The sequence below is a fragment of the Streptosporangium fragile genome (genome assembly GCF_039534445.1).
Lineage (GTDB): Bacteria > Actinomycetota > Actinomycetes > Streptosporangiales > Streptosporangiaceae > Streptosporangium > Streptosporangium fragile.
The window spans coordinates 1-25446 of the sequence record NZ_BAAAVI010000099.1 but is presented as its reverse complement, the minus strand read 5'-3'; the positions used below and the strand labels follow the sequence as shown (position 1 = coordinate 25446).

Sequence of the window (25446 nt, the reverse complement as noted above, 5' to 3'; positions counted from 1 at the left end):
CCCGGCGGCGCCCGTGCCCGTCCCGGCCGCCGCCCCCGGCGGAAGGCGGCGGCGCCCGGCGATGTCCGCGATGGCGGCGGCGGTGCTCGCCGTCGGGCTCGCCTCGGGCGGGATGGCGTGGGTCGCCTCCGACGGTCCCGGCCCGCCCCCGGCGGACCCGCCGACCTCGGCGAGTGTCCCCGCCGAGAGCGACACACCGGAGAAACCGGAGAACAATCCCGATCAGGCCAGGCTGCCCGCGCGGCAGGACCCCGCGCCGACCCCGGCCCGGAGCGGCGGGAACGAGGGCTCCCCCTCCCGCCCGGCCCCGGAGCGGTCCGGCCAGGGCGATTCCACCCCCCGTGACAAGCCCTCCGACAAGCCCTCCGGCGAACCTTCCGGCAAGCCGTCGGACAGACCCTCGGACGAGGGCTCGCGCGACGACTCCGGGAACGGCTCCGGCGACGAGCCCCCGAGCGAGGAGCAGCCGGAGCAGGAGCCCGACGAGGACGCCGGGCAGGACACCGGCGGCGGGCCCGGCGAGGGCGCCGGGCCACAGGACGAGCACTCCGACAACCGGGTCGAGCCCGGCAGCGGCACGAGCGGCGTCGTCGTGGGCAGCCGGAACAGGGGCAAGGGCAGGGCCAGGGACAGGGACGTCGCCCCGGCGAACACGTCCGGGAAGAAGAACTGACCGCCGCCCCGGAGCGACGGCCCGCGGCGGGAGCGTCCCGTCCTCCGCACGCTCCGCGCCGGCCCGGGCCGGGCTCCGGCGAGGTCCGGCACCGCGGGTGATCTCCCCGGGACGCCGGGGATCCCGTACGGGACGCGGGGCTAGTAGTCGGCCGCGACGAGCTCCAGGGCCAGGGCCAGGTCGTCCGGGTAGTCGGTGGTGAAGGACATCCACTCGCCCGTCGTCGGGTGCTCGAAGGCCAGCGAGACCGCGTGCAGCCACTGCCGGCTCACGCCCAGGCGGGCGGCCAGCGTGGGGTCGGCGCCGTAGAGCATGTCGCCGACGCACGGGTGGCGCAGCGCCGACATGTGGACGCGGATCTGGTGGGTCCGGCCGGTCTCCAGCTTGATGTCCAGCAACGACGCGGCGCGGAACGCCTCCAGCGTGTCGTAGTGGGTCACCGACTCCTTGCCCCCGGCCACGACCGCCCACCGGCCGTCGCCGACGGGGTGGCGGTCGATCGGCGCGTCGACGGTGCCGCGGAGCGGGTCGAGGTGGCCCTGGACGAGCGCGTGGTAGCGCTTGTCGACCGTGCGCTCCTTGAAGGCCCGCTTCAGCCGGGAGTAGGCGTGCTCGCTCTTGGCCACGACCATGGCGCCGGTGGTGTTGGCGTCGAGCCGGTGCACGATGCCCTGGCGCTCGGCCGCGCCGCTGGTGGCCACCCGGTGCCCGGCGCCGAGCAGGCCACCGATCACGGTGGGGCCGGTCCAGCCGGTGGTCGGGTGGGCGGCCACGCCGACCGGCTTGTTGACCACGACGATGTCGTCGTCCTCGTAGACGATCTGCATGCCGGGGACCGGTTCGGCCACCGGCATCGGCGCGGTGGGCGGGGGCGGCAGGGTCACGTCCAGCCAGGCGCCGCCGTGGACCCGGTCGGACTTGGCGGCGGGCGATCCGTCGACCAGGACGTCACCGGCCACGATCAGCTCCGCGGCGCGGGTGCGGGAGAGCCCGAACAGGCGCGACAGGGCGGCGTCCAGGCGCTCGCCCTCCAGCCCGTCGGGAACCGGGAGGCTCCGCCGGTCAGCCATCGTTCCGCCCCTCCCCTTCCTGCTTGCCCTGCCCTGTATCACGGGTGCCGTCGATCTGGTAGCCCCGCCAGGCGAGGAAGACCGCGAGGATGCCGCCGCAGACGATCGCCGAGTCGGCCACGTTCCAGATCGGGAAGTGCCCGGGGAAGGTCTCGATGAAGTCGACCACGTGCCCCTGGAGTGGCGAGGGCCGGCCGAACCCCGAGGGCCAGCGGAAGACGCGGTCGGTGAGGTTGCCGAGCGCCCCGCCGAGCAGCAGGCCGAGCGTCACCGCCCAGGGCAGGCTGCGCAGGTTCCGGGCGGTGCGCAGGATCGCCGTCACGACTCCCGCCGCGACGCACGTGAAGATGATCGTCATGCCCGCGCCGAGGCCGAAGGCCGCCCCGGAGTTGAAGATCACCCGGAACTGGAGGACGTCCGGAATGATCACGACCGGTTCCCTGCCCTCCAGGGTCCTCAGGACGAGGGTCTTCGTGGCGAGGTCGAGGGCGTAGACGATCGGGAAGATCGTCGCGAGCACGGCGACCCGCCGCCGTGCCACGAGCGGGGCGACCGGAACCGCCCCGTCCGCGACGTCGCCGGTCAGCGGCGCTCCTCCCGCTGCTTGCAGGCCACGCACAGCGTCGCCCTCGGAAACGCCTGGAGGCGTTCCTTTCCGATCGGCTGATGGCACGATTCGCACACTCCGTAGGTCCCCGCGTCGATCCGGGCGATCGCTCGCTCGTTCTGCGCGACCAGGTCGCGCGAGTTCAGGGTAAGGGCGATCTCGCGCTCGCGCTCATACGTCCTGGCCCCCGCATCGGCCTGGTCGTCGCCGGCGCCGTCGGTGACGTCGCCGGCCGCGATCTCGGACTCGGCCTTGGCGATCTCCTCGTTGAGCTCGCGAATCTCCGTGGCCAGTCGCGCGCGCACCTCCGCGAGCTCCTCGGCCGACCAGGTGACGACGACACCGTTCTGTGACGGCAATACCGCGCTCTCGCCTGCGCGCACGGTCGCGGCCATGGCGGCCTCCTCGCTCGATCGGACCGTCTCCAATGCGGTAAACGGTGCGGGAAGCATAGGTCCGCCATAACAGAACGGCAAACGACCCGCCGCAATGTTTACCACTCCCGTAACATCCGGCCCCTTCCCCCTGATTCCGCCCAGCCCTCACCAATACGGGGAAGCTTCCGGGGGGCCGGTGCGTTATCGTGTGGAACCTGCACAGCGTTGATGGGGACAACTACCTCCGTCCCCCTCGCAGGAGCGACCCGGGGACGGTGCGAGCCCGGGGCGAGGCACGGGGGGAAAATCACCCCGGAGCCGCCGGAAGAACGGCAGAGACGACCCGCGAGAGGTCGCGACGGCCCAGTAGAACCGGCAGCAGGCCGAAGGAAGAGGGCCTTCCACGTGAAGGTCAAGGAGGGTGGTACCGCGGGGCCGCGAGGTCTCGTCCCTCCACACCACTGCCCGTTCCAGCGCCGTGTGGAGGTCCCACCCGTCATGTCCGCCTATTTCCGCGCTCTTCCCGCGCAGGTTGATCTGCCCGCGCTCGAACACGAGGTGCTCGACCGGTGGCGGGACGGCAAGATCTTCGAGCGCTCGGTGGAGCAGAACGCCGGCGGCCCCAACTGGGTGTTCTACGAGGGCCCGCCCACCGCCAACGGCATGCCCGGCGTGCACCACGTCGAGGCCCGCGTCTTCAAGGACGTCTTCCCCCGCTACAAGTCGATGCAGGGCTACAACGTGCCCCGCAAGGCCGGCTGGGACTGCCACGGGCTGCCCGTCGAGGTCGCCGTGGAGAAGGAGCTCGGCCTCTCCGGCAAGAGGGACATCGAGGCGTACGGCGTCGCCGAGTTCAACGCCCGGTGCCGCGAGTCGGTGCTGCGGCACGTGGACGCCTTCGAAGAGATGACCGAGCGGATGGGGTACTGGATCGACCTGTCCCAGGCCTACCGCACGATGGACCCGGCGTACGTGGAGTCCGTCTGGTGGTCCCTCAAGGTCATCTTCGACAAGGACCTCCTCTTCCGCGACTTCCGGATCACCCCGTACTGCCCGCGCTGCGGCACCGGCCTGTCCGACCACGAGCTGGGCCAGCCGGGCGGCTACGAGACGGTCTCCAGCCCGTCGGTCTACGTCCGCATGCCCGTCACCTCCGGCCCGCTGGCCGAGCTCGGCGCGGCGCTGCTCATCTGGACCACCACGCCCTGGACGCTGGTGTCCAACACCGCCGTCGCCGTGCACCCCGACGTGACCTACGTCGCGGCACGCCCCGCCGGGTCCGACGAGGTGCTGGTGGTGGCCGAGCCGCTGCTGGCCGCCGCGCTGGGCGAGGGCGCCGAGGTGCTGGCCACCTTCTCCGGCGCCGAACTGGAGCACACCACCTACCGGCGCCCGTTCGACCTGGTCGACATCCCCGGCGCCCACTACGTGGTGCTCGGCTACTACGTCACCACCGAGGACGGCACCGGCCTGGTCCACCAGGCGCCCGCCTTCGGCGCCGACGACATGACGACCTGCAAGCGGTACGGCCTGCCGGTGGTCAACCCGATCGGCCCCGACGGCCGTTTCCTCGACAGCGTGCCGCAGGTCGGCGGGCAGTTCTTCAAGGACGCCGACGAGGGCCTGACGGCCGACCTCAGGGAGCGCGGCCTGCTCTACCGGGGCAGCCACTTCGAGCACAGCTACCCGCACTGCTGGCGCTGCCACACCGCGCTGCTGTACTACGCCCTGCCCGCGTGGTACATCCGCACCACCGCGCTGAAGGACGAACTGCTCGCCGAGAACGAGAAGACCTCCTGGTACCCCGAGACGATCAAGTGGGGCCGCTTCGGCGAGTGGCTGCGCAACAACGTCGACTGGTCGCTGTCGCGCTCGCGCTACTGGGGCACCCCGCTGCCGCTGTGGATCTGCACCGCCGACGAGTCGCACGTGACCTGCGTCGGCTCCCTGGAGGAGCTGAGCCGGCTGTCCGGCCGCGACGTCTCCGGGCTCGACCCGCACCGCCCCTACGTCGACGACGTCACCCTGCCCTGCCCCACCTGCGGCGCCGAGGCGCGCCGGGTGCCGGACGTGATCGACGCCTGGTACGACTCGGGCTCGATGCCGTTCGCCCAGTGGGGGGCGCCGCACCGCAACGCCGACATGCTGGAGAAGGCCTACCCGGCGCAGTTCATCTGCGAGGCCACCGACCAGACGCGCGGCTGGTTCTACTCGCTGATGGCGGTCGGCACGCTGGTCTTCGGCAGGTCGTCGTACGAGAACGTGCTGTGCCTGGGCCTGATCCTCGCCGAGGACGGCCGCAAGATGAGCAAGCACCTGGGCAACGTGCTCCAGCCGATCCCGCTGATGGACCGGCACGGCGCCGACGCGCTGCGCTGGTTCATGGCCTGCTCCGGCTCCCCGTGGGCGGCCCGCCGGGTCGGCCACGCGGCCCTGGAGGAGATCGTCCGCAAGGTCCTGCTCACCTACTGGAACACCGCGTCGTTCTTCGCCCTGTACGCCAACGCCGAGTCCTGGGCCCCGTCCCGGCTCTCCGAGGCCCCCGCGTACGCCGAGCGCCCGCTGATCGACCGCTGGGTCCTGGCCGAGCTGCACCGCACGGTGACCGAGGTCACCGCCTCGATGGACGTCTTCGACACCGCCCGGGTCGGGCGGCGGCTGAGCGAGTTCCTCGACGACCTGTCCAACTGGTACGTCCGGCGCTCGCGCCGCCGGTTCTGGACCGGTGACACCGCGGCGTTCGCCACCCTCTACGAGTGCCTGGAGACCGTCACCCGGCTGATGGCGCCCGTGGTGCCGTTCACCACCGACTACGTCTGGGACGTCCTCCGCCAGGCCGACGCCCCCGGCTCGGTGCACCTGGCCTCCTGGCCCCGGGCGAACGCCGAACTGCTGGACCCGGCGCTCTCGGAGCAGATGGCGCTGGTGCGCCGGCTGGTGGAGCTGGGCCGCTCGGCCCGCGCCGCGAGCGGCGTGAAGACCCGCCAGCCGCTCGGCCGTGCCCTGGTCGGCGCCCCCGGCTGGACCGGGCTCTCCACGGAGCTGCGCGAGCTGATCGCCGACGAGCTCAACGTCAAGGATCTGGAGGACCTGTCCGGGATCGGGGCCGACCTGGTGTCGTACACGGTCAAGCCCAACTTCCGGGCGCTGGGCAAGCGGTTCGGCTCGCAGACCAAGCTGGTCGCCGCGGCCGTCGCCGCGGCCGACCCGGCGGAGGTGGCCGCGGCGCTCCGCTCGGGTTCGCCGGTCACGGTGGACGCGGGCGAACTGGGCGCGGTCGGGCTGGGCGCCGACGACGTGATCGTCACCGAGCAGCCGAAGTCGGGCTGGGCGGTGGAGACCGGGGCCGGCGAGACCCTCGCCCTCGACCTGACCATCACCGACGAACTGCGCCATGCCGGCCTGATCCGCGACGTCATCCGCCTGCTCCAGGACACCCGCAAGTCGAGCGGCCTGGCCATCACCGACCGGATCGACGTGTGGTGGTCCACCGGAGACGCCGACCTGGCCGAGGCCCTGCGCACCCAGGGGGAGACCGTGGCCGACGAGGTCCTCGCCGTCTCCTTCACCGAAGGCACCGCCGACGGCCTGCCCGCCCACCGCGGCGACGACCTGGACCTGACCTTCCAGCTCCGGCCCGCCACGGCCTGACCGGCCGTTCCCCGCCGGCGGACGCCGAAAGGCCGTCGGCGGGGAACGGACCGGGCCGCGAACAACGAGCGCCCGCCGACAGGAACGACGCGGACCGGGCGGCGAACACCGAGCCGAGAGGCCCCGGCGGCGCGGACCGCCGGGGCCGTCGGCGACCGCACGAGCCTCCGGCGGGACGGCGGCAGCCACGCGAAATCCGACGGGAACAGCGGTAGCCACACGAACTCCGACGGGACAGTGGGACGGCGGGACAGCACGGCGAAGGGCCCCGGGAATCTTCCCGGGGCCCTTCTCACGTCGTCGCCGGCGCGGGGCGCCGTTCCGCGGGACGCCCCGCGGCGGGAGCGGTCAGCGCACGGTCTGCCGGTCGGTCAGGCAGATCGGGCAGCCGCTCATACCGGCCTCCTCGGCCTCGGCGCGGGACATGGTCTCCACACCGGCACCGCCGATGTCGGCCCCTTTGGCGATGGGGCAGGTGGCGTCGTGGAAACGGCGGGTACCCGAGATGATCTTGACCATCCCGCCGCCCGACGCGGACGGCGCCTCCTTCCCTGCGGAGGCGGGACGCGGCTCGTCCTTGATCGCGGGAATGCCGCGAGGTGACGTGTCGTCGTCGCGGTCGTCAGAGGCGGGCGGGGCACCGGTCGCCGCCGCGGCGGATACGGGCGCCGGTTCCGCCGGAGTGGAGTCGGCCGGCACCGTCCGCCCGGCGCGCCCGGGTGTGGTCTCGGCCGGCTCCACCGGCTCGGGGGTGTCGTCCGCGCGGTCCGCGGACGCGGCTCCGGTGGCCGGGGACTCGTCCTCGACGACCTCGACCACCACGGACTCGTCCTCCTCGGCCCCGGGCCCGGCGGGCTCGGGCGTCGCAGGCGCAGGCCCGGCGGGCTCGGACGTGACGGGCTTGACCCGCACCGTCTGCGAAGGATCAGGCTCGGGCGTCGCGGGCTCGTCCCCGGACGCCCCGGAGGCGGCGGGAGCCCCGGCGCCGGCGGCGGGCTCCCCGGTCTCCGCCGCGGACCCGTCAGCCACAGCCTGCGGGCCCGGCGAGGCGGGCCGGTCCGCTGACCCGGTCTCCGCCTCGGCGGACGCCGAGGCCACGGCAGAGGGCCCGGAAGCGGGCTCCGGCGAGAGTGCCCCGGTGGCCGCGTCGCGGCTGAACCAGTTCGTGGCCGAGGACTCGGCGTGCGGTATCTCGGGGACCACGGGCAGGATCGGGAACGAGGGCACCGGGGCCGCCGGGGACTTCGCGGCGCGGAGCGGAGGGCTCTCGGGCTCCTGGACCCGCGCGGGCTCCTGAGGGCGTACCGGTTCCTGGGGGTGCGCCGGGGCTGCGGGCGGTTGCCCGGAGGCAGAGGGCTGGACATAGGACCGCGTCAGCGAGGCCGGAGCCTCCTCCGGCGACGGCGCGGCCTCCTGCCGGACGGCGGTGGCCTCGGACGCGGTGAGCGGAACGTCGCTCTTCGCCGTCTGCGCCTCGGGCCTGGACTGCGGGGCCTGGGAGGGCTCCTGCCGCGCTTCCGGAGCCTCCTGCCGGGCGGCGGACGGGGTGACGGGTGCGTACGGCGGGGCGAAGCGGGCGGTGGCCTCGTGGGGACCGGGCTCGCGGGCGCCCCCGACGGGAGCGGACTCCCGTGCGGTGGTCGGGGGACCGGCGGGCTCCTCGGCCCCGGACGGAGCCTCCTGCGACCGGGTGGCCGCGGTGAACTCGGACAGGCACGTGGTGCAGGGCGTGAAGCCCTCCTCCTGTGCCTCCTCGTGGGTGAGCTCCTCGTGATCCCTGCCGACGAGCTGGCGGCATCCCGCGACGTGGTAACGCTTGCGGCCGGGGATGACCAGCACGATCGCCTCGGCGTCCAGGACGCCCCGCCTCGCGGCGGTGGCCGGTCCGGTCGCCGGGCTGCGCCGCGGCTGGGGCGGGACGGTCGCCGTCTGCTGCTGCATGCCGTGCGGCGCCATCATGTGCGGCGGCACCTGAGGCCGGTTCGGCATGCCGTGCGGCGCGGGGACGGGCCCGGTCGGCACCGGCCCCTTGGGGGGTGAAAGCGGAGAGGCCCCGGCGTTCCCGCCGGGGAACAACTCGTGGCGGCGTAACAACGCCCCGATCACCAGGAAGACCGCGGACAGCACGCTGACCGCGATCGACCACATGACCAGAAATGGCTTGGCCAGCACGAATCCGGCGATGAGCAGGACGATGGCCGTGAGGACCAAACCAGCGCTGATAAGGATCACAGAGAGACTCCCGGATGCGGGTCAGGGGGATGACCCGACACCTTAGCGGCGGTCGTTGTGCGGACCGTCAACGCCCTGGAAGGCGCCCGAGTGCTGCGACGGCTCGCCGCCGAACGGGCTGGGCGCGCCCTGCAGGGTCGGCTGACCGCCGGGAGTCACGGCGTGCGACATCGCCGGAGGACCACTCACGATCGGGAACCCGCCGCTGCCCTCGGCGGCGACGTTCAGCTCCGCGAGCTGGTTCTCCAGGTACAGCTTCAGACGGCTGCGGTACTCACGCTCGAAGCTGCGCAGCTCCTCGACCTTGCGCTCCAGCTCGTCACGGGTCTGCACCAGCGAGCCCATGGCCTGGCGGTGCCGCTCCTGGGCGTCGCGCTCCAGCGTCTCGGCGCGGGCGCGGGCGTCGCCGATGATCTGCTCGGCCTGGCGGCGGGCCTTGCCGAGGATGTCGTCGGCCTCGCGACGGGCCCGGGTCACCGTCTCGTCCGCCTCCCGGCGGGCGTCGGCGATCGCCTGGTCGGCCGTCTGCTGCGCGAGGGCGAGCACGCGGGCCGCGGTGTCCATGTTGTCCTCGGCCGGAGGCATCCCCATGCCGACGGGAACAGGCTGCTGGTGCTGGACCGGCTCGGGAGCCCGCATCGGCTCCGGCTGGGGCGGCATCATCATCTCCGGCTTGGGCTCGGCGACCGGGGCCGGAGCCATGGCCATGCCCATCCCGCCGGGGACCTTGCCCCTCAGGCACTCCGCGAGCTTGGCGCGGAGCTCCTCGTTCTCCTGGATGAGGCGGTCCAACTCGGACTCGACCTCATCGAGGAAGGCGTCTACCTCTTCCTCGTCGTAGCCCGGCCTGAGTCGGGTCGTACTGAATTGCTTGTTCCGCACATCGGCGGGCGTCAGCGGCATTTCGGTCTCCTTGGCGCGCTTGGAGTCTGTCCGGAGGGCGGTACCCGATCAACGAAGCGCGGACACGAGCTGGATCAAGACCAAGACCACAATGAACAGCACTGTGAAGCTTAGGTCAAAGGCCACCGTACCCAACCGGAGTGGCGGAATGAAACGGCGGAGGAACTTGAGAGGTGGGTCGGTCACCGTGTATACGGCTTCCGCCAGCACCAGGACGACACCCGTGGGGCGCCACTGACGTGCGAACGCCTGCACCGTCTCCAAGATCATTCTACCGATCAGCAGAACGAGGTAGATGGACAGGACGAAGACCAAGATCCCGCTAACGATCCCCACGGCCTGCCCCCGCCTCCACTCCGCTCTGCCGCCTTCGGCCCCGTCGGGACCCGTCCGGCCGGTCACTGTTCATGGTGGCACTCTAGCTCTGGTTGAAGAATCCGCGTTCGGCGATTCGGGCCTTGTCCTCGGCGGTCACCTCGACATTGGCTGGGGACAACAGGAACACCTTGTTGGTAACACGTTCAATGCTGCCATGTAGGCCAAAGACAAGACCTGCCGCGAAATCGACGAGACGCTTTGCGTCACTGTCAACCATCTCGGTCAGGTTCATGATGACCGGGGTGCCGTCACGGAAGTGCTCACCGATCGTCCGCGCCTCGTTGTAGGTGCGCGGGTGCAGGGTGGTGATGCGCGCCAGATCGGTCGTACGACGCTCCAGGACCGCCGTCGCGGGCCGCTGGGCGGGCACGCCGGGGTCGACCTCGTCCTCCCTGTCGTGGACCGCGCCAGGGCGCTCGTCGCCGTCCCGCCGGGTGTCGTCGAACTCGTCGTAGTCGTCGTCGGGGTAGCCGTCGTACCTCTCGTAGCGGTCGTCCTCCACAAGACCGAGGTAGACCGCCATCTTGCGCATCGCGCCGGCCATCGCTGCTTCTTCCTCCGTCTTACTTCGATGTGTTCGGGGCGGAACGACACCCTCCTGAACCCATCACCGTTCGACCACTATCCGGATACGCGGACGCCAAGGTCCACTTGAAGGGACATTACCTGACGAAGGGCTTCCTGCGACCGAGCAACGCCGTACCGACGCGCAGGTGTGTCGCACCGTTGGCGATGGCCTGAGCCAGGTCTCCGCTCATCCCGGCCGAGATGACGTCCGCCCCCGGGTGGGCGCCCCGTACGCTTCCGGCGATCTCCCTCAGCCTGGCGAAGGCCCGGCCGGGGTCCCCCTCCAGCGGCGCGACCGCCATCACCCCGCCCAGCACGAGTCCCTCGGCCCCGGCGATCGCGTCGGCCAGGGCGACGGCCTCCCCGGGCCGCGCACCGCCCCGGTCGGGGTCGTCGTCGAGGGCGATCTGCACCAGGCAGGTGATCCGCCGGCCGGCCCTGACCGCCTCCCGGCTGAGCGCGGCGACCAGGCGCGGGCGGTCCACCGAGTGGACGACGTCGGCGTAACCGACCACCGAGCGGACCTTGTTGGTCTGCAGCTGGCCGATGAAATGCCAGGACAGGCCCAGATCGGCGCACTCGCGGGCCTTGGCCGCGGCCTCCTGGTCGCGGTTCTCGCCGACGTCGGTCACCCCGAGCCCGGCCAGGAGCCGGACGTCCGAGGCCGGGTAGGTCTTGGTCACCGCGATGAGCGTCAGTTCCTTGCGGTCGCGACCGGCGGCCCGGCACGCCTCGGCGATCTCCGCCTCGACCCGGGCCAGCCCGGCCGCGATCTCATCCCGTCGTGTTGTCTCCGTCACATCTCCGCCGCTCGAACGCTGACAAACCGGCGGAGTCCATTCTCCCGGTCACGGGCGGGTGGTCCGTCGCCCCCTTCCCGTGACCAATGTCACTCCGGAGAACCGGAGGTCACTTCAGGAAGTCGGGGACGTCGAGCTCCTCCTCCTGCTCCTCGAAGATCACCGGCCGGCGCCGGGCCGGGTCGGAGACCCGGGCCGAGATCGGGGTCGGCTGCGAGGGCTCGGGCGCCGGGCGCGGGATCGACACCGGCGGGACGGGCGGCTCCTCCACGCGCTGCGGCTCGGCCTGCTCCACCGGAGACTGCATCGGCGGGGCCGGCGGAGCGGGCTGGACCGGGTGGATCTGCTGGGCCGGCTGCGGCGGGAGCGGCTCCGCCGGGGCGGGCGCCGGGGTGACGACGGGCCGCACGGACGGCGGCGCGTGCTCGGCCCTCGGCTCCGGGCGCGGCTCGGCCTTCACCGTGGGCGCCATCGGGCGGACCGGGGGCGTCGCCGAGGGCGGCGGGGCCGGGCGCGAGGCGGGCTGCTGCGGGCGGGAGGTCTGCTGCGGCAGCGGCTTGGCCTGCGGAGCGGGCTCGTCGAAGCCCGCGGCGATCACGGTGACGCGCACCTCGTCGCCGAGGGCGTCGTCGATGACCGTACCGAAGATGATGTTGGCGTCCGGGGCGGCGGCGTTGGACACGAGCTGGGCCGCCTCGTTGATCTCGAACAGGCCGAGGTCGGAGCCGCCGGCGATGGACAGCAGCACACCGTGGGCGCCGTCGATGCTGGCCTCCAGCAGCGGGCTGGAGACGGCCATCTCGGCCGCCGCGACCGACCGGTCGTCGCCGCGGGCGTGGCCGATGCCCATGAGCGCCGAGCCGGCGCCGGACATGACCGACTTCACATCGGCGAAGTCGAGGTTGATCAGACCGGGCGTGGTGATCAGGTCGGTGATGCCCTGGACACCGGAGAGCAGCACCTGGTCGGCCGCCTTGAAGGCGTCCAGCACGCTCACCTGCCGGTCGGAGATCGACAGCAGCCGGTCGTTCGGGATCACGATGAGGGTGTCGACCTCCTCGCGGAGGGTCTCGATACCCGCGTCGGCCTGCATCGCCCGGCGCCGCCCCTCGAAGCTGAAGGGCCGGGTCACCACACCGATGGTCAGCGCCCCCAGGGAGCGCGCGATGTTGGCGACCACCGGGGCGCCTCCGGTGCCCGTGCCACCGCCCTCTCCGGCGGTGACGAACACCATGTCGGCACCCTTGAGAACCTCTTCGATCTCCTCACGGTGGTCCTCGGCCGCCTTGCGCCCGACTTCGGGGTTGGCCCCCGCGCCGAGGCCGCGGGTGAGTTCACGCCCCACGTCGAGCTTGACGTCGGCGTCACTCATCAGCAGCGCCTGGGCGTCGGTATTGATGGCGATGAACTCGACGCCCTTGAGTCCCTCCTCGATCATCCGGTTGACGGCGTTGACTCCGCCTCCGCCGATTCCTACAACCTTGATGACCGCGAGGTAGTTCTGCGGTGCTGCCACGACGAGGGGCCTTTCCGCTCGTTGACTTGCAATTTCATGCGACACGGGGTCCCGTGCCGTCGTTTCCAAAACCCTCACCCTCAAGTTGAGATTTAGCTTTATGTCAACCTGAGGAGTGATACGGACAGTAGGAGTTGCGCTCCAGGTGGGTCAACTAACCGCGCCGCAAGCGCGCCCGGCGTGTCGTCGGCCGTCCTTTTCGGCGACACGCGCGATCCAGGGAGATCATTTCACCGTCACAACGTCGGGCGAACTCACGTCATAGGTGTCCGCGGGACGTTTGAGCAGCGTAACGAGGATCCGCGCCTTGTCCGCCGGACGGTCGCCCCCACCCCACACGACCGCGCGGCCGTCCTTCAGGCGTAGCGATACCGTTTCGGCAGAGGGCGCGAGAACCTCCGCGACCTGGCGGGCCAGACTCTCCGGCAGCGCGCCGATGACGGTGAGCGCCGCCCGGGTCGCCGCGTCCGCCGGCCCCGGCCGGTCGACGCGGAGCACCGGCAGCGTCGGCGGCGCGACGGCCCTGGCCTCGATGACCACCCCGTTCCGGTCCATGAGCCCCGACTTGCCCGCCAACGGCACCACCGCCACCGGCTCGCGCTCGACGACCTCCACCCGCAGGGTGCCCGGCCAGCCGCGGCTGACCGCCACGGACTCGACCTGCGGGATCCCGCCGACCCGGCCCTCGACCTCGGCCACGTCCACCGTGGCCAGGGGCATGCCCTGGGCCACCCCCACCGCCTGCCGGATCCGCTCGGCGGACAGGCTCGCGTTACCCACCACCTGGATCTCCCGCACCCCCAGGACCGGAGAGAAGAACACCAGCCATGCGGCGGTGCCCACCACCCCCACGGTGAGCAGAGCCAGGAAGGCGGAGCGCCACACCCCGTTCATCGTCCCCCCCCGTCCGGCGACCCGCGCCCGCTGGCGTGGATCACCGCGCGGCCAGCTCCGCCACGATCCGGGGGCCCAGCTCGGTCACGTCGCCCGCCCCCATGGTCAGGACGATGTCGCCCGGCCGGGCCCGGCCCGCCACCAGGGCCGGCACGCCCTCACGCTGCGGGGCGTAGGCCACCCGCTCGGCGGGGAGCGGCACCTTGCCGGCCACCAGCGCCCCCGAGACCCCCGGCTCGGGATCCTCGCGGGCACCGTAGACGTCCAGGACGATGGCCTCGTCGGCCAGCCCGAGGGCGCTGCCGAAATCGTCGGCGAAGAAGCGGGTGCGCGAGTACAGGTGCGGCTGGAAGACCGCGATCACCCTGCCGCTGCCCGAGAAGGACGCCACCACGTCCCGCGCGGCGCGCAGGTCCGCGGCGAGCTCCGTCGGATGGTGGGCGTAGCTGTCGAAGACCGCCACCCCGCCGGCCTCGCCCTTGGCCTCGAAACGCCGTTTGGCCCCGGTGAAGGCCGCCAGGCCGTCGCGGATCTCGTCGAAGGACACCCCCAGCTCCCCCGCCACGGCGATCACCGCGGCGGCGTTGAGCGCGTTGTGGCGCCCGGGAACGGCCAGCCTGACCCGCCCGTGGCCGCGAACCTCGAACGTGACGCCCAGCCCCTCGGGAGTGATCTCACCCACCCGCAGGTCCGCGTCGTCCGCCTCGCCGTACGTGATCACCTTCAGGCCGCGGGCCCTGGCGATCGGGGCCAGCGCGGCCGAACCCTGGTCGTCCGCGCAGACGACCAGCGTCTTGGCGACGCGCTCGACGAACCGGGCGAAGCTGTCGTAGACCGCACGCGGGTCGCCGTAGTTGTCCAGGTGGTCGGGCTCGACGTTGGTGACCACGGCGATGTCGGGGGCCAGCATGAGGAAGGAGCCGTCGCTCTCGTCGGCCTCGGCGACGAACACCTCGCCCGAGCCCTCGTCCGCGCCCAGCCCCGTGGTGACCAGCTGGCCTCCCACGCAGTAGGAGGGGTCGGCGCCACACTTCTGCAGCGCCACCGTGAGCATGGAGGTCGTGGTGGTCTTGCCATGAGTGCCGGCCACGGCGACACCGACCCGGCCCGCCATGACGGAGGCCAGCGCGGCGGCCCGCGGGATGACCCGCAGCCCCTGGCGGAGCGCCTCGCCCAGCTCGGGGTTGGAGTCGCGGATCGCGGTGGAGACCACGACGGTGTCGACGTTCTTGATGTGCGAGGCGGCGTGGCCGATGTGGATCCTGCCCCCCAGCTCCCGCAGCTCGTTCACCAGATCCGAGCCGCGCGCGTCACTGCCGGAGACCGGCACACCCCTCTTGAGCAGGATGCGCGCGATGCCGGACATGCCCGCCCCGCCGATCCCGATGAAGTGCACCCGCCCGAGATCACCGGCCGCGACCGGCTCCACCAGCTTGACGAGACTCATTGGTCGCTCACCACTCCTCATTCGCCCCGCGGCCGGCCTCATCCCTCAGCCGGCCACTACGCTCACCGCGTCGGGCTCGCTCCCCGCTCATCGGTCGCTCACCACTCCTCATCCCCTCCCCTGTGCCGCGATCTGCAGCACCCTGCGTGCGAGCGTCACGTCCGCGTCCTTGCGGCCCATTCTGGATGCGGCCTCCGACATGGCGACCACGCGCTCGGGGTCGGACAGGATGGGCAGCACGTTGTGGACGATCCACTCCGCGGACAACTCGGCGTCGTCGATCATGATGCCGCCGCCGGCCTGGACGATCGGCGCGGCGTTCAGCCGCTGCTCCCCGTTGCCGTGCGGCAGCGGGACGTACGCGGCCGGCAGGCCGACCGCGGTGAGCTCGGCGCAGGTCATCGCGCCACTGCGGCACAGGGCGAAGTCGGCGGCGGCGTAGGCCAGGTCCATCCGGTCGACGTACTGCAGCACGACGTACTGCGGGTCGCCGGGCGGCGGCTCCACCTCCAGGGTGTTCTTCGGGCCGATGACGTGGAGCACCTGCACCCCGGACCGGCGCAGCGCCGGACCGGCCGCCAGAGCCGCCTGGTTCAGCGAGCGGGCGCCCTGGGAACCCCCGGTGACCAGCAGCGTGGGCAGGTCGGCCTCCAGGCCGAACCAGGAACGCGCCTTGTCGCCCATGGACAGCCGGTCCAGGTTGGCGATGTCACGGCGGAGCGGGATGCCCACGTGCTCCGCCCGGTTCAGGGGCGTGTCGGGGTGGCCGGTGAACACGTGCTCGGTGAGGCGCGCGCCCAGGCGGTTGGCCAGGCCTGGCCGCGGATTGGCCTCGTGCACCACGATCGGCACGCCGCGCCGCCGGGCCGCCAGATAGGCGGGGGTCGCCACGTAACCGCCGAAGCCGACCAGCACGTCGGCCTGGACGCGGTCCATGATGGCCGCGGCCGTGTTGATGGCACCCGCCAGGCGGCCCGGCACGGTCAGCAACTGCGGCGTCAGGCTCCGGGGCAGCGGCACCGCGGGCACCAGCTGGAGCTCGTACCCCCGGGCCGGCACCAGCCGGGTCTCCAGGCCGCGCTCGGTGCCGAGGCAGGTGATGCCGATGGTGGGATCGAGTTGGCGTAGCGCGTCGGCCAGGGCCAGCGCCGGTTCGATATGACCGGCTGTCCCGCCGCCGGCGAGGACCACTCTCATGTCGGTCCTTTCGCTTATCGTCTTCCGCTCGCTTATCGTCTTCCGCGGTCCGGCCGGCGCTTGCGCGCCGGACCGGCCAGGCCAAGCCAGCTTAGGGCTCGCGCCACCGGTCCGGGGCCATGGGCCGCCAGAGCCTCGCGCGCACCGGGCTCCTGCTTGGCGAACGAGAGCAGCATGCCCAGGGCCGCCAGGGTGGGCAGCAGGGCCGACCCACCGTAGGAGACCAGCGGCAACGGGATGCCCGTGATGGGCAGCACGCCGATCACCGCGCCGATGTTGACGATCGCCTGGCCGGCGATCCAGGCGACCGCGGCGGCCGAGGCGAGCCGGACGAACGGGTCCTTGACCCGGGTGGCCACCCGCAGCCCCGCGTAGCCCAGCAGCCCGAACAGGGCCACCACCACGAGCGTGCCCATCAGGCCGAGCTCCTCACCGAGGATGGAGAAGATGAAGTCGCTCTCGGCGTGCGGGATCCAGCTCCACTTCTGCCTGCTGGACCCCAGGCCCAGCCCGAACCAGCCGCCGCTGCCCATGGCGATCTGCCCCTGCACGGCCTGGTAGCCGGTCCCCTGGGCGTTGCCCCACGGGTCGAGCCACCCCTCGATGCGACCGGCGCGGTAGCCCTCGGTGCTGATCATGACGATGGTGGCCAGCACCGCCACGGCGAGGATCCCGCCGAACAACCGCAGCGGCGCGCCCACCACCCAGAGCAGGGCAAGGAAGATCAGCATCAGCACCAGGGTGGTCCCGAGGTCGCTCCCGAGCATGACCATCACGGCCAGGATCGCGGTGCCCGGCATCAGCGGGATGAACAGGTGGCGCCACTCGATCACGCCGTTGCGCGCCCTGCGGGCCAGCAGGTCGGCCCCCCACAGCAGCAGCCCGAGCTTGGCCGGCTCGGACGGCTGCAGGTAGACGGGGCCCAGGTCGATCCAGCGCTGGGCGCCGAGCTGGGAGGTGCCGACGAACAGCACCAGCACCAGACCGAGGATCGACAACGCCATCAACGGGTAACCGGCCCACCGGAAGAACCGCGCTGGCAGCTGCGCGCAGACCCACATGATCGGGATACCGATCGCGACCGAGATCGACTGCTTGAAGAACCAGTAGAACGGGCTGCCGGTCTCCTGCAGCGCCTCGATGCTGGAGGCGGACAGCACCATCATCAGGCCCAGGGCCAGCAGCAGGGCGCTGCACCCCACGATCAGGTAGTACGAGGTCAGCGGGCGGTTGAGCAGCTCGCGCAGGGTGAGCAGATGCTCGCGGACCCCGCCCTCCCCGTGGGCCCGGTTCGCCGCGCGACCCCTGCCGTCGGGGCGGGCCCCGCCCTCGGGGCGGACGGCGCCCTCATGCGCCGCCGCGCTCACGCCACCTCCTTCACCGGCACCGTGAGCGCAGCGCTACCGCGCTTACCCGCTCGCTCGCTCCGCTCCCTCACGCCGTCCCCTCCCCTCGCCGGTCGGCGAGACGGTGCACGGCCCGGGCGAACGCCTCCCCTCGGGCCGGGTAACCGCTGAACATGTCGAGGGAGGCTCCGGCCGGGGCCAGCAGCACGGTGTCTCCGGGGGCGGCGAGCCTGGCGGCTTCGGTGACGACGCGATCCATGACCCCAGTGTCTTGCCCGGCCACCTCCACCACCGGAACATTCCCGGCGTGTCGCGCCAGAGCCTCGCGAATTCGCTCCCGATCCGCGCCCAGGAGGACCGCGCCGCGCAGCCGGGGCGCGGCGCGGCGCACCAACTCCTCGACGTCCGCCCCCTTGAGCTGGCCCCCGGCGACCCAGACGATCGACGGGTAGGCGGCCAGCGAGGCGGCGGCGGCGTGCGGGTTGGTGGCCTTGGAGTCGTCCACGTAGTCGACCTCGGCGACCCGGGCGACGTGCGCGATCCGATGCGGGTCGGGGACGAAGTCGAGCAGTCCCTGCCGCACCGCCCCGGCGGGCACACCGTAGGCCCTGGCCAGGGCGGCGGCGGCCAGCGCGTTGGCCACGTTGTGCGGCGCGAACGGGCGGACGTCGGCGAAGGAGGCGAGCTCCTCGGCGTTGCGCGCCGGGTCGTCGACGAACGCCCGGTCCACCAGCAGGTCGTCGACCAGGCCGAGCTGTCCGGGCCTGGGCACGTCGAGGGTGAAACCGACGCTGCGCGCGGCGCCGGGGCGGCCCGCGGCGTTCTCGTACGGCGCGGCCAGGCGGGCGGCCCACGCGTCGTCCGCGTTGTACACGACCGTCCCGGCACGGGCGAAGATCTCCCCCTTGACCCGCGCGTACTCCTCCATGGAGCCGTGCCAGTCGAGGTGGTCGGGCGCGACGTTGAGCACGGCGGCGGCGAGCGGGGCGATGCCGGGCGAGCGGTGCAGCTGGAAGCTGGACAGCTCCACCGCCAGCACGTCGCTGGGCCCGGTGACGGCCTCCACCACCGGGGTGCCGACGTTGCCGACGGCGAGCGCCCGGTGCCCGGCCGCGGTGAGCATCGCGGTGAGCATGCGGACCGCGGTGGTCTTGCCGTTGGTGCCGGTCAGCGCCAGCCACGGCGCGGCCTCCCGGGGGCGGATCCGCCAGGCCAGCTCGACCTCGCCGATCACCTCGATCCCGGCGGCCGCCGCGGCGACGAGGAGCGGGTGGTGCGGCGGCCAGCCCGTCGTGACGATCAGCGAGGTGCCCGCGGGCGGCTCGGCGGGCTCGCCGAAGCGGACCTCCACGCCGAGCCCGGCGAGCTCGGCGGCGGTCCGCCTGGCCCGCTCGCCGTCCCGGCCCTCCAGGACGATCGTCCTCTCACCCCGGGCGGCCATCGCGCGGGCGACGGCCGTACCCGAGACCCCCAGACCGGCGACGCAGATCATGCGATTCCCCCTCCCGGCCCGGTGGCCGGCACTGTCATGCTCATCGGTTCGCTCGCCACCCGCTCACAGGCTGGGCGTCCACTCGACGTAGAACAGCCCGAGCCCGGTCGCGGCGCACAGCGCGGCGATCAACCAGAAGCGGACCACGATGGTCGTCTCGGCCCAGCCCGCGAGCTCGAAGTGGTGCTGGAGCGGGGCCATCCGGAAGACGCGTTTGCCGGTCATCTTGAAGAAGCTGACCTGGATGATCACCGACATCGTGATGAGCACGCACATGCCGGCGAGGATGATCAGCAGGAGCTGGGTGCGGGTGGTGATGGCCAGGCCGGCGAGGACGCCGCCCAGGGCCAGCGAGCCGGTGTCGCCCATGAAGATCTTGGCGGGCGGGGCGTTCCACCAGAGGAACCCGACGAGCCCGCCGAGCACCGCCGCGGCCACCACGGCCAGGTCCAGCGGGTCGCGGACCCAGTAGCAGTTGGGGCTGAGCTGGACGGTGCAGCTGTTGCGGAGCTGCCAGTTGCCGATCAGCACGTACGAGGCCAGCACCACGCCGGTGGCGCCGCTGGCCAGGCCGTCGAGACCGTCGGTGAGGTTCACCGCGTTGGAGAAACCGACGATCATGATCAGCACCCAGATCGTGAACACCACGATGCCGATGGACGGGCCGACGTCCCGCAGGAACGACAGGCGCGTCTCGGCCGGGGTGATCTGGTACTCGTTGGGGAAGCGGGTCACCAGGACCGCGAAGACCGCCCCGACGATGAGCTGGCCCAGCGCCTTGGCACCGCTGCGCAGGCCCAGGCTGCGCTGCTTGTAGATCTTGATGAAGTCGTCGAGGAAGCCGACCGCGCCCAGACCGGTCATCAGGAACAGCACCAGGACCGCGGAGACCGTGGGCGGGGTGAAGCTGTACAGGTGGGCGCAGGCGAACCCGATCAGTGAGGCGATCACGAAGACGGTGCCGCCCATGGTGGGGGTGCCGCGCTTGTCGTGGTGGCCGGAGGGGCCCTCCTCCCGGATGCTCTGCCCGTAGCCGCGCCGGGAGAACAGGCGGATCGCCAGCGGCGTGCCGAGCATGGACAGCAGGAGGCTGACCGCGGCCGCGACGAGGATCTCCCTCACCGGCGGTCACCCCCGAGCAGCGCCTCGGCGACGCGTTCGAGCCCGGCGGCGCGCGGCCCCTTGACCAGCACCACGTCACCGGGGGCGAGAAGCGCCGACAGCTCGGCGGCGGCCTGCTCCACGTCGGCGGCGTGCACGACCCGGGTGCCGGCCGAGGCGCCGGCACCGGACAGGCCGTCGTACGAGGTCCGGGCGGCACCGGACGCGCCGGTGCCGGGCGGTCCGCCCGCTCCGTCACCCGGCGGGCCTCCCGCCCCGTCCGGGGCTCCCGGTGCGCCCGCGAGGGCGACGGAGACCTGCCCACCGGCGGCCACGGCCCCGGCCAGGACCGGTCCGGCGTCGGCGCCGCCGACGACGAGCAGGGCCGCGAGGCCCGAGCTCCCGGCCAGGCGGCCCAGCTCCTCGTTGAGCGCGTCGCTCTCCTCGCCCAGCTCGCGCAGCGCGGCGACGACCGCGACGCGGCGGCGGGGACCCGCGAGCGCGTCCAGGGCGGTGAAGGCGGCGCGCATGGAGTCGGGGTTGGCGTTGTAGGCGTCGTTGATCACGGTCACCCCGTCCGCGCGGTCGGTGACATCCATCCGCCAGCGGCTGCGGGGCTCGGCCTCCGACAGCTCCTCGGCGATGGTGGCGACCGGCAGGCCCAGCTCGTAGGCGGCCGCGGCGGCGGCCAGCGCGTTCTCCACGGCGTGCTCACCGTACAGGCGCAGGGCGACCGACGCGGCGCCGGAGGGGGTGCGGAGCGTGAAGGACGCGCGCCCGCGCTCGTCGAGGGTCACGTTCTCGGCCCGCACGGCGGCGGACTCGCCGCGGCCGAACCAGGTGACGCGGGCGGCGGTGCGCCCCGCCATCCCGGCCACGAGCGGGTCGTCGGCGTTGAGGACGGCCACGCCGTCGGCGGGCAGCGACTCGACCAGCTCGCCCTTGGCCTGCGCGATCGTCTCCCGGCTGCCGAAGACGCCCAGGTGCGCGGTGCCGACGTTGAGGACCACGCCGATCTTCGGCGGGGCGACGCGGGTGAGGTGGGCGATGTGCCCGACGTTCCGCGCGCTGAGCTCCAGCACCAGGTAGCGGGTGTCCTCCCCGGCCTTCAGCACGGTCAGCGGATGGCCGATCTCGTTGTTGAACGATTCGAAGGGCGCGACCGTCGGGCCGATCCGGGCGGTGAGCCTGGCCAGCAGGTCCTTGGTGGTGGTCTTGCCCGCGGACCCGGTGACGCCGATGACGGTGGTCTCCGGCAGGTCGGCGCAGACGGCGGTGGCCAGCCGGGTCATGGCCGTCACGGTGTCGCCGACGATGACCGCGGGAGCCTCGACGGGCCGGGCCGCCAGCACCGCGACCGCGCCGGCGGCGACGGCCCGGGCGGCGAAGTCGTGCCCGTCGACGTGGTTGCCCTTGATGGCGACGAACAGCGACCCGGGCTCGACGGCGCGGGAGTCGATGACGACCGGACCGCGCACCACCGCGCGCGGATCGGCCATGCCCGTGAGGGCGCCCGAGGTTATCTCGGCGATCCTGGCCAGCGGCAACGGGATCATGACGTCTTCCCTACTCTCCATATGTGCTTCGGCGCCCGGTGCGGTTCCGCCGTCTGACGATCGCGTCGGCCACGACCTGCCTGTCGTCGAACGGGAGCACCTTGTCACCGACGTACTGGCCCTGCTCGTGGCCCTTGCCGGCCACGACGACGACGTCGCCGAAGCCTGCCCGGCCGATCGCCAGGTCGATGGCCGCGGCGCGGTCCGGCTCAATGATCACATGTGCGCGCCCGTCCTGGGGCACACCCAGCACTCCGTCCATCATCTCCGCGAGAATTCGCAGGGGGTCCTCGGAACGGGGGTTGTCGCTGGTGAGAATGGCCACATCCGCCAGCCTCGCGGCCGCCTCGCCCATCATCGGGCGTTTGCCCCGGTCACGGTCACCGCCGCAGCCGAGCACGATGATGAGCCTGCCCTCGGTGATCTCACGCAGCGAGCGCAGCACCGACTCCACCGCGCCCGGCTTGTGCGAGTAGTCGACGACGGCCTGGAAGTCCTCACCGCCGGGGACGCGCTCCATCCGGCCCGGGACCCCGGTCACCGTGCCGACGCCCGCCACCGCGGTCCGCAGCGGCACCCCGGCCTCCACCAGGGCGACGATCGCACCCAGGGCGTTGGCCACGTTGAAGGGGCCGGGCAGGGCGACCGTGGCGGCCTCCTCGACGCCGCCGGGGCCCACCACCCGGAAGGTGCTGCCCTCGGCGCCGAGACGCACGTCCGCGGCCCGCCAGTCGGCCTCGGCGGCGCCCTCGGCAGAGAAGGTGGTCATCGGGATCTTGACGGTGCCGAGGAGCTCGCGCCCGTGGGGGTCGTCGATGTTGACGACGCCGGCGCGGCTCATCTCGGGGGTGAACAGCCGGGCCTTCGTCGCGAAGTAGTCGTCGAGGTCTTTGTGGAAGTCGAGGTGGTCCTGCGACAGGTTGGTGAACAGCGCGACGTCGTAGAAGACGGAGTCGACTCGGCCCAGCGCCAGCGCGTGGCTGGAGACCTCCATGGCGGCGGCGGTGACGCCCTGCTCGCGCATCAGGGCGAACAGGCCTTGCAGGTCGCTGGCCTCCGGGGTGGTGAGCCTCGGCGCGAAGCGCAGCTCACCGACGCGGATCTCCACCCCGCCGATCAGGCCGGCCCGGTGCCCGGCGGCGCGCAGCCCGGCCTCCAGCAGGAAGGTGGAGGTGGACTTGCCGCTGGTGCCGGTGACGCCGATGACCGTCACGTCCGCCACCGGGTTGCCGTACACCCACGCGGCGACCTGCCCGAGCAGCGCGCGGGGGTCGGGCACGACGAGGACCGGAAGCCCTGTCGCGACCGCGGCACGCCTGCCGGCCTCATCCGTCAGGATCGCGCTGGCCCCCGCGGCGAGGGCCTGCGCGGAGAAGTCGGCCCCGTGGACGGTGGCCCCGGGGAGCGCGACGTAGAGGTCTCCGCGCCGCACCTGGCGCGAGTCGATGGTGACCCCGGACACGGCGGCCAGCGGCGCTCGCGACGTGCCGGACGGCGCGCCGAGCAGGCTCGCCAGCCCCGAGAGCGGACGGGGCGAACTGGTTGAAGGTCGCATGGACGACGGGGGACGCACGGCGAGAGCGTACCGGCACTCGTCACTCCCCGGCGCGTATCCGCACCGGGGGCGGCTGTGTTCCGGTCGGCGGAACCTTCTTGCTCTTCAACGCAAACGTCATCACCTTCTTGAAAACCGGAGCGGCGATCTCCCCTCCGTAGTAGCCCTCCTTCTTCGGGTCCTGGACCACCGCGAGGACGACCAGGCGGGGCTTGTCGGCCGGGGCGAAGCCCACGAATGTCGCGGTGTATCCACAGTAGCCCTGGCAGCGGGTGTCGTAGCGCATGGCGGTGCCGGTCTTGCCGGCCACCCGGTAGCCGTCGATCGCGGCCAGGCCGCCGGTGCCCTCCTCGCTCACCGCGGCCTCCAGCATGGCGGCGACCTCCTTGGCCGTGCGCTCGCTGATCACGCGGGTCCGCTTGCCGGGCGCGGAGGGCACGAACGCGCCGTTCTCGGCGGTCGTGCCGGCCACGATCTGCGGGGTGACGCGCACCCCGCCGTTGGCGATGGTCTGGTAGACGCTGGCCGTCTGCAGCGCGGTCACCGAGACGCCCTGGCCGTAGGAGACCGTGCAGCGCTGGCTGCCCGACCAGGTCTTCCAGTCGGGCAGCAGGCCGGCCTCCTCCCCGGGCAGGCCGCTGCCCGGCTTGGTCCCGAAGCCGAAGCGCTGCAGCATCGAGTGGAGCTTCTGGTCGCCGATCTTCTGGGCGGCGAGGATCGTGCCCACGTTGCTCGACGTCGCCACGACGCCGGAGAAGGTCAGGCGCTCGGTGGCGTGCGGGTGGGCGTCCTTCAGCACCTGGTCGGCGCACCTGATCCGGTCGGGGACGGTGAACACCGTGCCGGGCCGCACGGCGCCCGACTCCAGGGCCGCCGCGGCGGTGATGACCTTGTTGGTGCTGCCCGGTTCGAAGACCTCCGTCACGGAGCGGTTGACCCAGTCTTCCTGGGGGGTCTTCTCCCAGTTCTTCAGGTCGAGCTCGGGGGCGTTGGCCATGGCGATCACCTGGCCGGTCTGGACGTCCAGCACGATGGCGCTGCCGGTGCGCGCCCCGGTGGCCCGGACCTGCTCGGTGATGGCCTTCTGCGCGGCCCACTGGACGTCTCGGTCGATGGTCAGGCGCACGTTCCTGCCCTCGACGGGCGCCTGCAGGGTGCTGCGGGTCATCGGGATGCGCTGGCCCTCGCGACCCGTCTCGACGAGCTGCTTGCCGTCGCGGCCGGCGAGGACCTCGTTGAAGGTGCTCTCCAGGCCGGCCAGGCCGGTGCCGTCGTCCCCGACGAACCCCAGCAGGGTGCCCGCCAGGTCGCCGCCCGGGTAGTCGCGCCGGTAGCGGTGCTTGCTGCCGACGCCCTTGAGCTCGTACGACATGATCCGCTCGGCCACGGACAGGTCGGTCACCGCGACCTTCTGGTAGCGGCTGGCGGGGTTGGCCAGCAGGGCGGCGACGCGGTCCTTGGACTCGCCGAGCTCCTTGGCCAGGACGGTCGCCACCCGGTCACGCTGGGCCGCGCCCACCTCGGAGGGGTCGACGAAGATCTCGCGCGCCTCCAGGGTCAGCGCGAGCTCGTGGCCGTTGACGTCGGTGATCGACCCCCGCCTGGCGGCGAGCGTCTCGTCGTGGACCCGCTGCTTGGCGGCCTCCGCGGTGTAGATCTTCGAGTCGAGGCCCTGGAGCTGGACGAGCCGGCCCGCGAAGATGGACAGCACGAAGGTCATCACGATCAGGCCGATGTTGATGCGCCGGCGGGGGTTGCCCAGGCGCAGCACCGCGGCCGGGCGCGCGGGAGGCCGCGGCGGTCTCGTCCCGCCGCCTCCGCCGCGTGCGGTGACGACCGCGTGCTCCGCCTCGCCGGGCCGCTCGGGCCCGCGCCCCGGCGCGGGACGGGTGCGCCCGGTGGGCGCCGGGGGTTCTTCGCCGCGCGGGTGTCCCGGCCTGCGCGTCCCGTCGGGACCCGGTGGCCTGGTGGATCCGCCCGCCGCCTCGAAGCGCGCGGGGCCGCGCGTCCCGAGACGGGCAGGCGCGCCGGGCCCCTCCGGCCGGGGGGGCCTGGCGGCGGGCCCCGCGCGGCGGGCCGGCCGG

The 25446-nt window shown here is 72.7% G+C and carries 19 protein-coding genes and 1 pseudogene; 2 read left to right on the top strand and 18 right to left on the bottom strand.

The features are described 5' to 3' along the window. Window positions 1-673 (top strand): annotated as a pseudogene (locus tag ABD841_RS37275) (hypothetical protein); the annotation flags it as partial. A 140-nt stretch (window positions 674-813) separates the two neighbouring features. Here ABD841_RS37275 and ABD841_RS37270 read toward each other — a convergent pair. From ABD841_RS37270 to ABD841_RS37260, 3 genes are read right to left on the bottom strand one after another with little or no spacing between them, the layout of a single operon-like run. Beyond that, on the bottom strand, window positions 814-1743 hold the full coding sequence (locus ABD841_RS37270; RefSeq protein ID WP_344981569.1) for an RluA family pseudouridine synthase: 930 nt from the start codon (window positions 1741-1743) through the stop codon (window positions 814-816). Then, window positions 1736-2362 carry a signal peptidase II gene (locus ABD841_RS37265; protein WP_344981567.1) on the bottom strand — a complete coding sequence of 209 codons (627 nt, stop codon included), beginning with the start codon at window positions 2360-2362 and terminating at the stop codon, window positions 1736-1738. Before ABD841_RS37265 ends, ABD841_RS37270 begins: the two co-directional genes overlap by 8 nt. Next, window positions 2326-2733: a TraR/DksA family transcriptional regulator gene (locus ABD841_RS37260; RefSeq protein ID WP_344981573.1), complete on the bottom strand. Its 408-nt coding sequence runs from the start codon at window positions 2731-2733 to the stop codon at window positions 2326-2328. Before ABD841_RS37260 ends, ABD841_RS37265 begins: the two co-directional genes overlap by 37 nt. A 492-nt stretch (window positions 2734-3225) precedes the next feature. On the opposite strand from ABD841_RS37260, the gene ileS reads away from it, so the two are divergent. Continuing rightward, window positions 3226-6378, top strand: coding sequence for an isoleucine--tRNA ligase (ileS, locus tag ABD841_RS37255; protein ID WP_344981564.1), 3153 nt, complete (start codon window positions 3226-3228; stop codon window positions 6376-6378). A gap of 348 nt (window positions 6379-6726) precedes the next feature. Here the strand turns inward: ileS and ABD841_RS37250 are convergent, their stop codons facing one another. The 15 genes from ABD841_RS37250 to ABD841_RS37180 form a co-directional block, all read right to left on the bottom strand. After that, the gene (locus ABD841_RS37250; RefSeq protein WP_344981562.1) at window positions 6727-8589 is read right to left on the bottom strand and encodes a hypothetical protein; all 1863 of its coding nucleotides are present in this window, start codon (window positions 8587-8589) and stop codon (window positions 6727-6729) included. A gap of 63 nt (window positions 8590-8652) precedes the next feature. Further along, entirely contained in the window at window positions 8653-9513 is an 861-nt protein-coding gene (locus ABD841_RS37245; RefSeq protein ID WP_344981560.1) for a DivIVA domain-containing protein, read from the bottom strand. Window positions 9514-9561: 48 nt separating this feature from the next. Then, complete coding sequence (locus ABD841_RS37240) at window positions 9562-9849, bottom strand: YggT family protein (protein WP_344981558.1); 288 nt, start codon at window positions 9847-9849, stop codon at window positions 9562-9564. Window positions 9850-9931: 82 nt separating this feature from the next. Beyond that, a complete protein-coding gene (locus ABD841_RS37235; protein ID WP_344981556.1) occupies window positions 9932-10435 on the bottom strand; it encodes a cell division protein SepF in 504 nt (167 codons plus the stop codon). A gap of 118 nt (window positions 10436-10553) precedes the next feature. Continuing rightward, the gene (locus tag ABD841_RS37230; protein ID WP_344981554.1) at window positions 10554-11258 is read right to left on the bottom strand and encodes a YggS family pyridoxal phosphate-dependent enzyme; all 705 of its coding nucleotides are present in this window, start codon (window positions 11256-11258) and stop codon (window positions 10554-10556) included. Window positions 11259-11367: 109 nt separating this feature from the next. Beyond that, window positions 11368-12774 carry a cell division protein FtsZ gene (gene ftsZ / locus ABD841_RS37225; protein WP_344981552.1) on the bottom strand — a complete coding sequence of 469 codons (1407 nt, stop codon included), beginning with the start codon at window positions 12772-12774 and terminating at the stop codon, window positions 11368-11370. Window positions 12775-12999: 225 nt separating this feature from the next. Next, a complete protein-coding gene (locus ABD841_RS37220; RefSeq protein ID WP_344981550.1) occupies window positions 13000-13668 on the bottom strand; it encodes a cell division protein FtsQ/DivIB in 669 nt (222 codons plus the stop codon). A 40-nt stretch (window positions 13669-13708) separates the two neighbouring features. Next, window positions 13709-15115, bottom strand: coding sequence for a UDP-N-acetylmuramate--L-alanine ligase (murC, locus tag ABD841_RS37215; RefSeq protein ID WP_344981548.1), 1407 nt, complete (start codon window positions 15113-15115; stop codon window positions 13709-13711). 108 nt (window positions 15116-15223) lie between these two features. Next, entirely contained in the window at window positions 15224-16312 is a 1089-nt protein-coding gene (gene murG, locus ABD841_RS37210; RefSeq protein ID WP_344981546.1) for an undecaprenyldiphospho-muramoylpentapeptide beta-N-acetylglucosaminyltransferase, read from the bottom strand. Between the two features lie 32 nt (window positions 16313-16344). Next, complete coding sequence (gene ftsW / locus ABD841_RS37205; RefSeq protein ID WP_344981544.1) at window positions 16345-17679, bottom strand: putative lipid II flippase FtsW; 1335 nt, start codon at window positions 17677-17679, stop codon at window positions 16345-16347. Between the two features lie 67 nt (window positions 17680-17746). Next, complete coding sequence (murD, locus tag ABD841_RS37200; protein WP_344981542.1) at window positions 17747-19150, bottom strand: UDP-N-acetylmuramoyl-L-alanine--D-glutamate ligase; 1404 nt, start codon at window positions 19148-19150, stop codon at window positions 17747-17749. A gap of 63 nt (window positions 19151-19213) precedes the next feature. Continuing rightward, window positions 19214-20272, bottom strand: a complete 1059-nt coding sequence (gene mraY, locus ABD841_RS37195; protein ID WP_344981540.1) for a phospho-N-acetylmuramoyl-pentapeptide-transferase — start codon at window positions 20270-20272, stop codon at window positions 19214-19216. Next, window positions 20269-21807, bottom strand: a complete 1539-nt coding sequence (locus ABD841_RS37190) for a UDP-N-acetylmuramoyl-tripeptide--D-alanyl-D-alanine ligase (RefSeq protein ID WP_344981538.1) — start codon at window positions 21805-21807, stop codon at window positions 20269-20271. Before ABD841_RS37190 ends, mraY begins: the two co-directional genes overlap by 4 nt. A gap of 10 nt (window positions 21808-21817) precedes the next feature. Beyond that, window positions 21818-23362, bottom strand: a complete 1545-nt coding sequence (locus tag ABD841_RS37185; protein WP_344981536.1) for a UDP-N-acetylmuramoyl-L-alanyl-D-glutamate--2,6-diaminopimelate ligase — start codon at window positions 23360-23362, stop codon at window positions 21818-21820. A 40-nt stretch (window positions 23363-23402) separates the two neighbouring features. Then, window positions 23403-25133 carry a peptidoglycan D,D-transpeptidase FtsI family protein gene (locus ABD841_RS37180; protein ID WP_344981571.1) on the bottom strand — a complete coding sequence of 577 codons (1731 nt, stop codon included), beginning with the start codon at window positions 25131-25133 and terminating at the stop codon, window positions 23403-23405. Window positions 25134-25446: the final 313 nt, after the last annotated feature.

Bases quoted from the DNA above. Each gene is read 5' to 3' on its own strand.
- ABD841_RS37185 (WP_344981536.1), bottom strand. From the start codon at position 23,362: ATGCGACCTTCAACCAGTTCGCCCCGTCCGCTCTCGGGGCTGGCGAGC.
- ABD841_RS37190 (WP_344981538.1), bottom strand. From the start codon at position 21,807: ATGATCCCGTTGCCGCTGGCCAGGATCGCCGAGATAACCTCGGGCGCC.
- ABD841_RS37270 (WP_344981569.1), bottom strand. From the start codon at position 1,743: ATGGCTGACCGGCGGAGCCTCCCGGTTCCCGACGGGCTGGAGGGCGAG.
- murD (WP_344981542.1), bottom strand. From the start codon at position 19,150: ATGATCTGCGTCGCCGGTCTGGGGGTCTCGGGTACGGCCGTCGCCCGC.
- murG (WP_344981546.1), bottom strand. From the start codon at position 16,312: ATGAGAGTGGTCCTCGCCGGCGGCGGGACAGCCGGTCATATCGAACCG.
- ABD841_RS37245 (WP_344981560.1), bottom strand. From the start codon at position 9,513: ATGCCGCTGACGCCCGCCGATGTGCGGAACAAGCAATTCAGTACGACC.
- ABD841_RS37235 (WP_344981556.1), bottom strand. From the start codon at position 10,435: ATGGCCGGCGCGATGCGCAAGATGGCGGTCTACCTCGGTCTTGTGGAG.
- ABD841_RS37220 (WP_344981550.1), bottom strand. From the start codon at position 13,668: ATGAACGGGGTGTGGCGCTCCGCCTTCCTGGCTCTGCTCACCGTGGGG.
- murC (WP_344981548.1), bottom strand. From the start codon at position 15,115: ATGAGTCTCGTCAAGCTGGTGGAGCCGGTCGCGGCCGGTGATCTCGGG.
- ileS (WP_344981564.1), top strand. From the start codon at position 3,226: ATGTCCGCCTATTTCCGCGCTCTTCCCGCGCAGGTTGATCTGCCCGCG.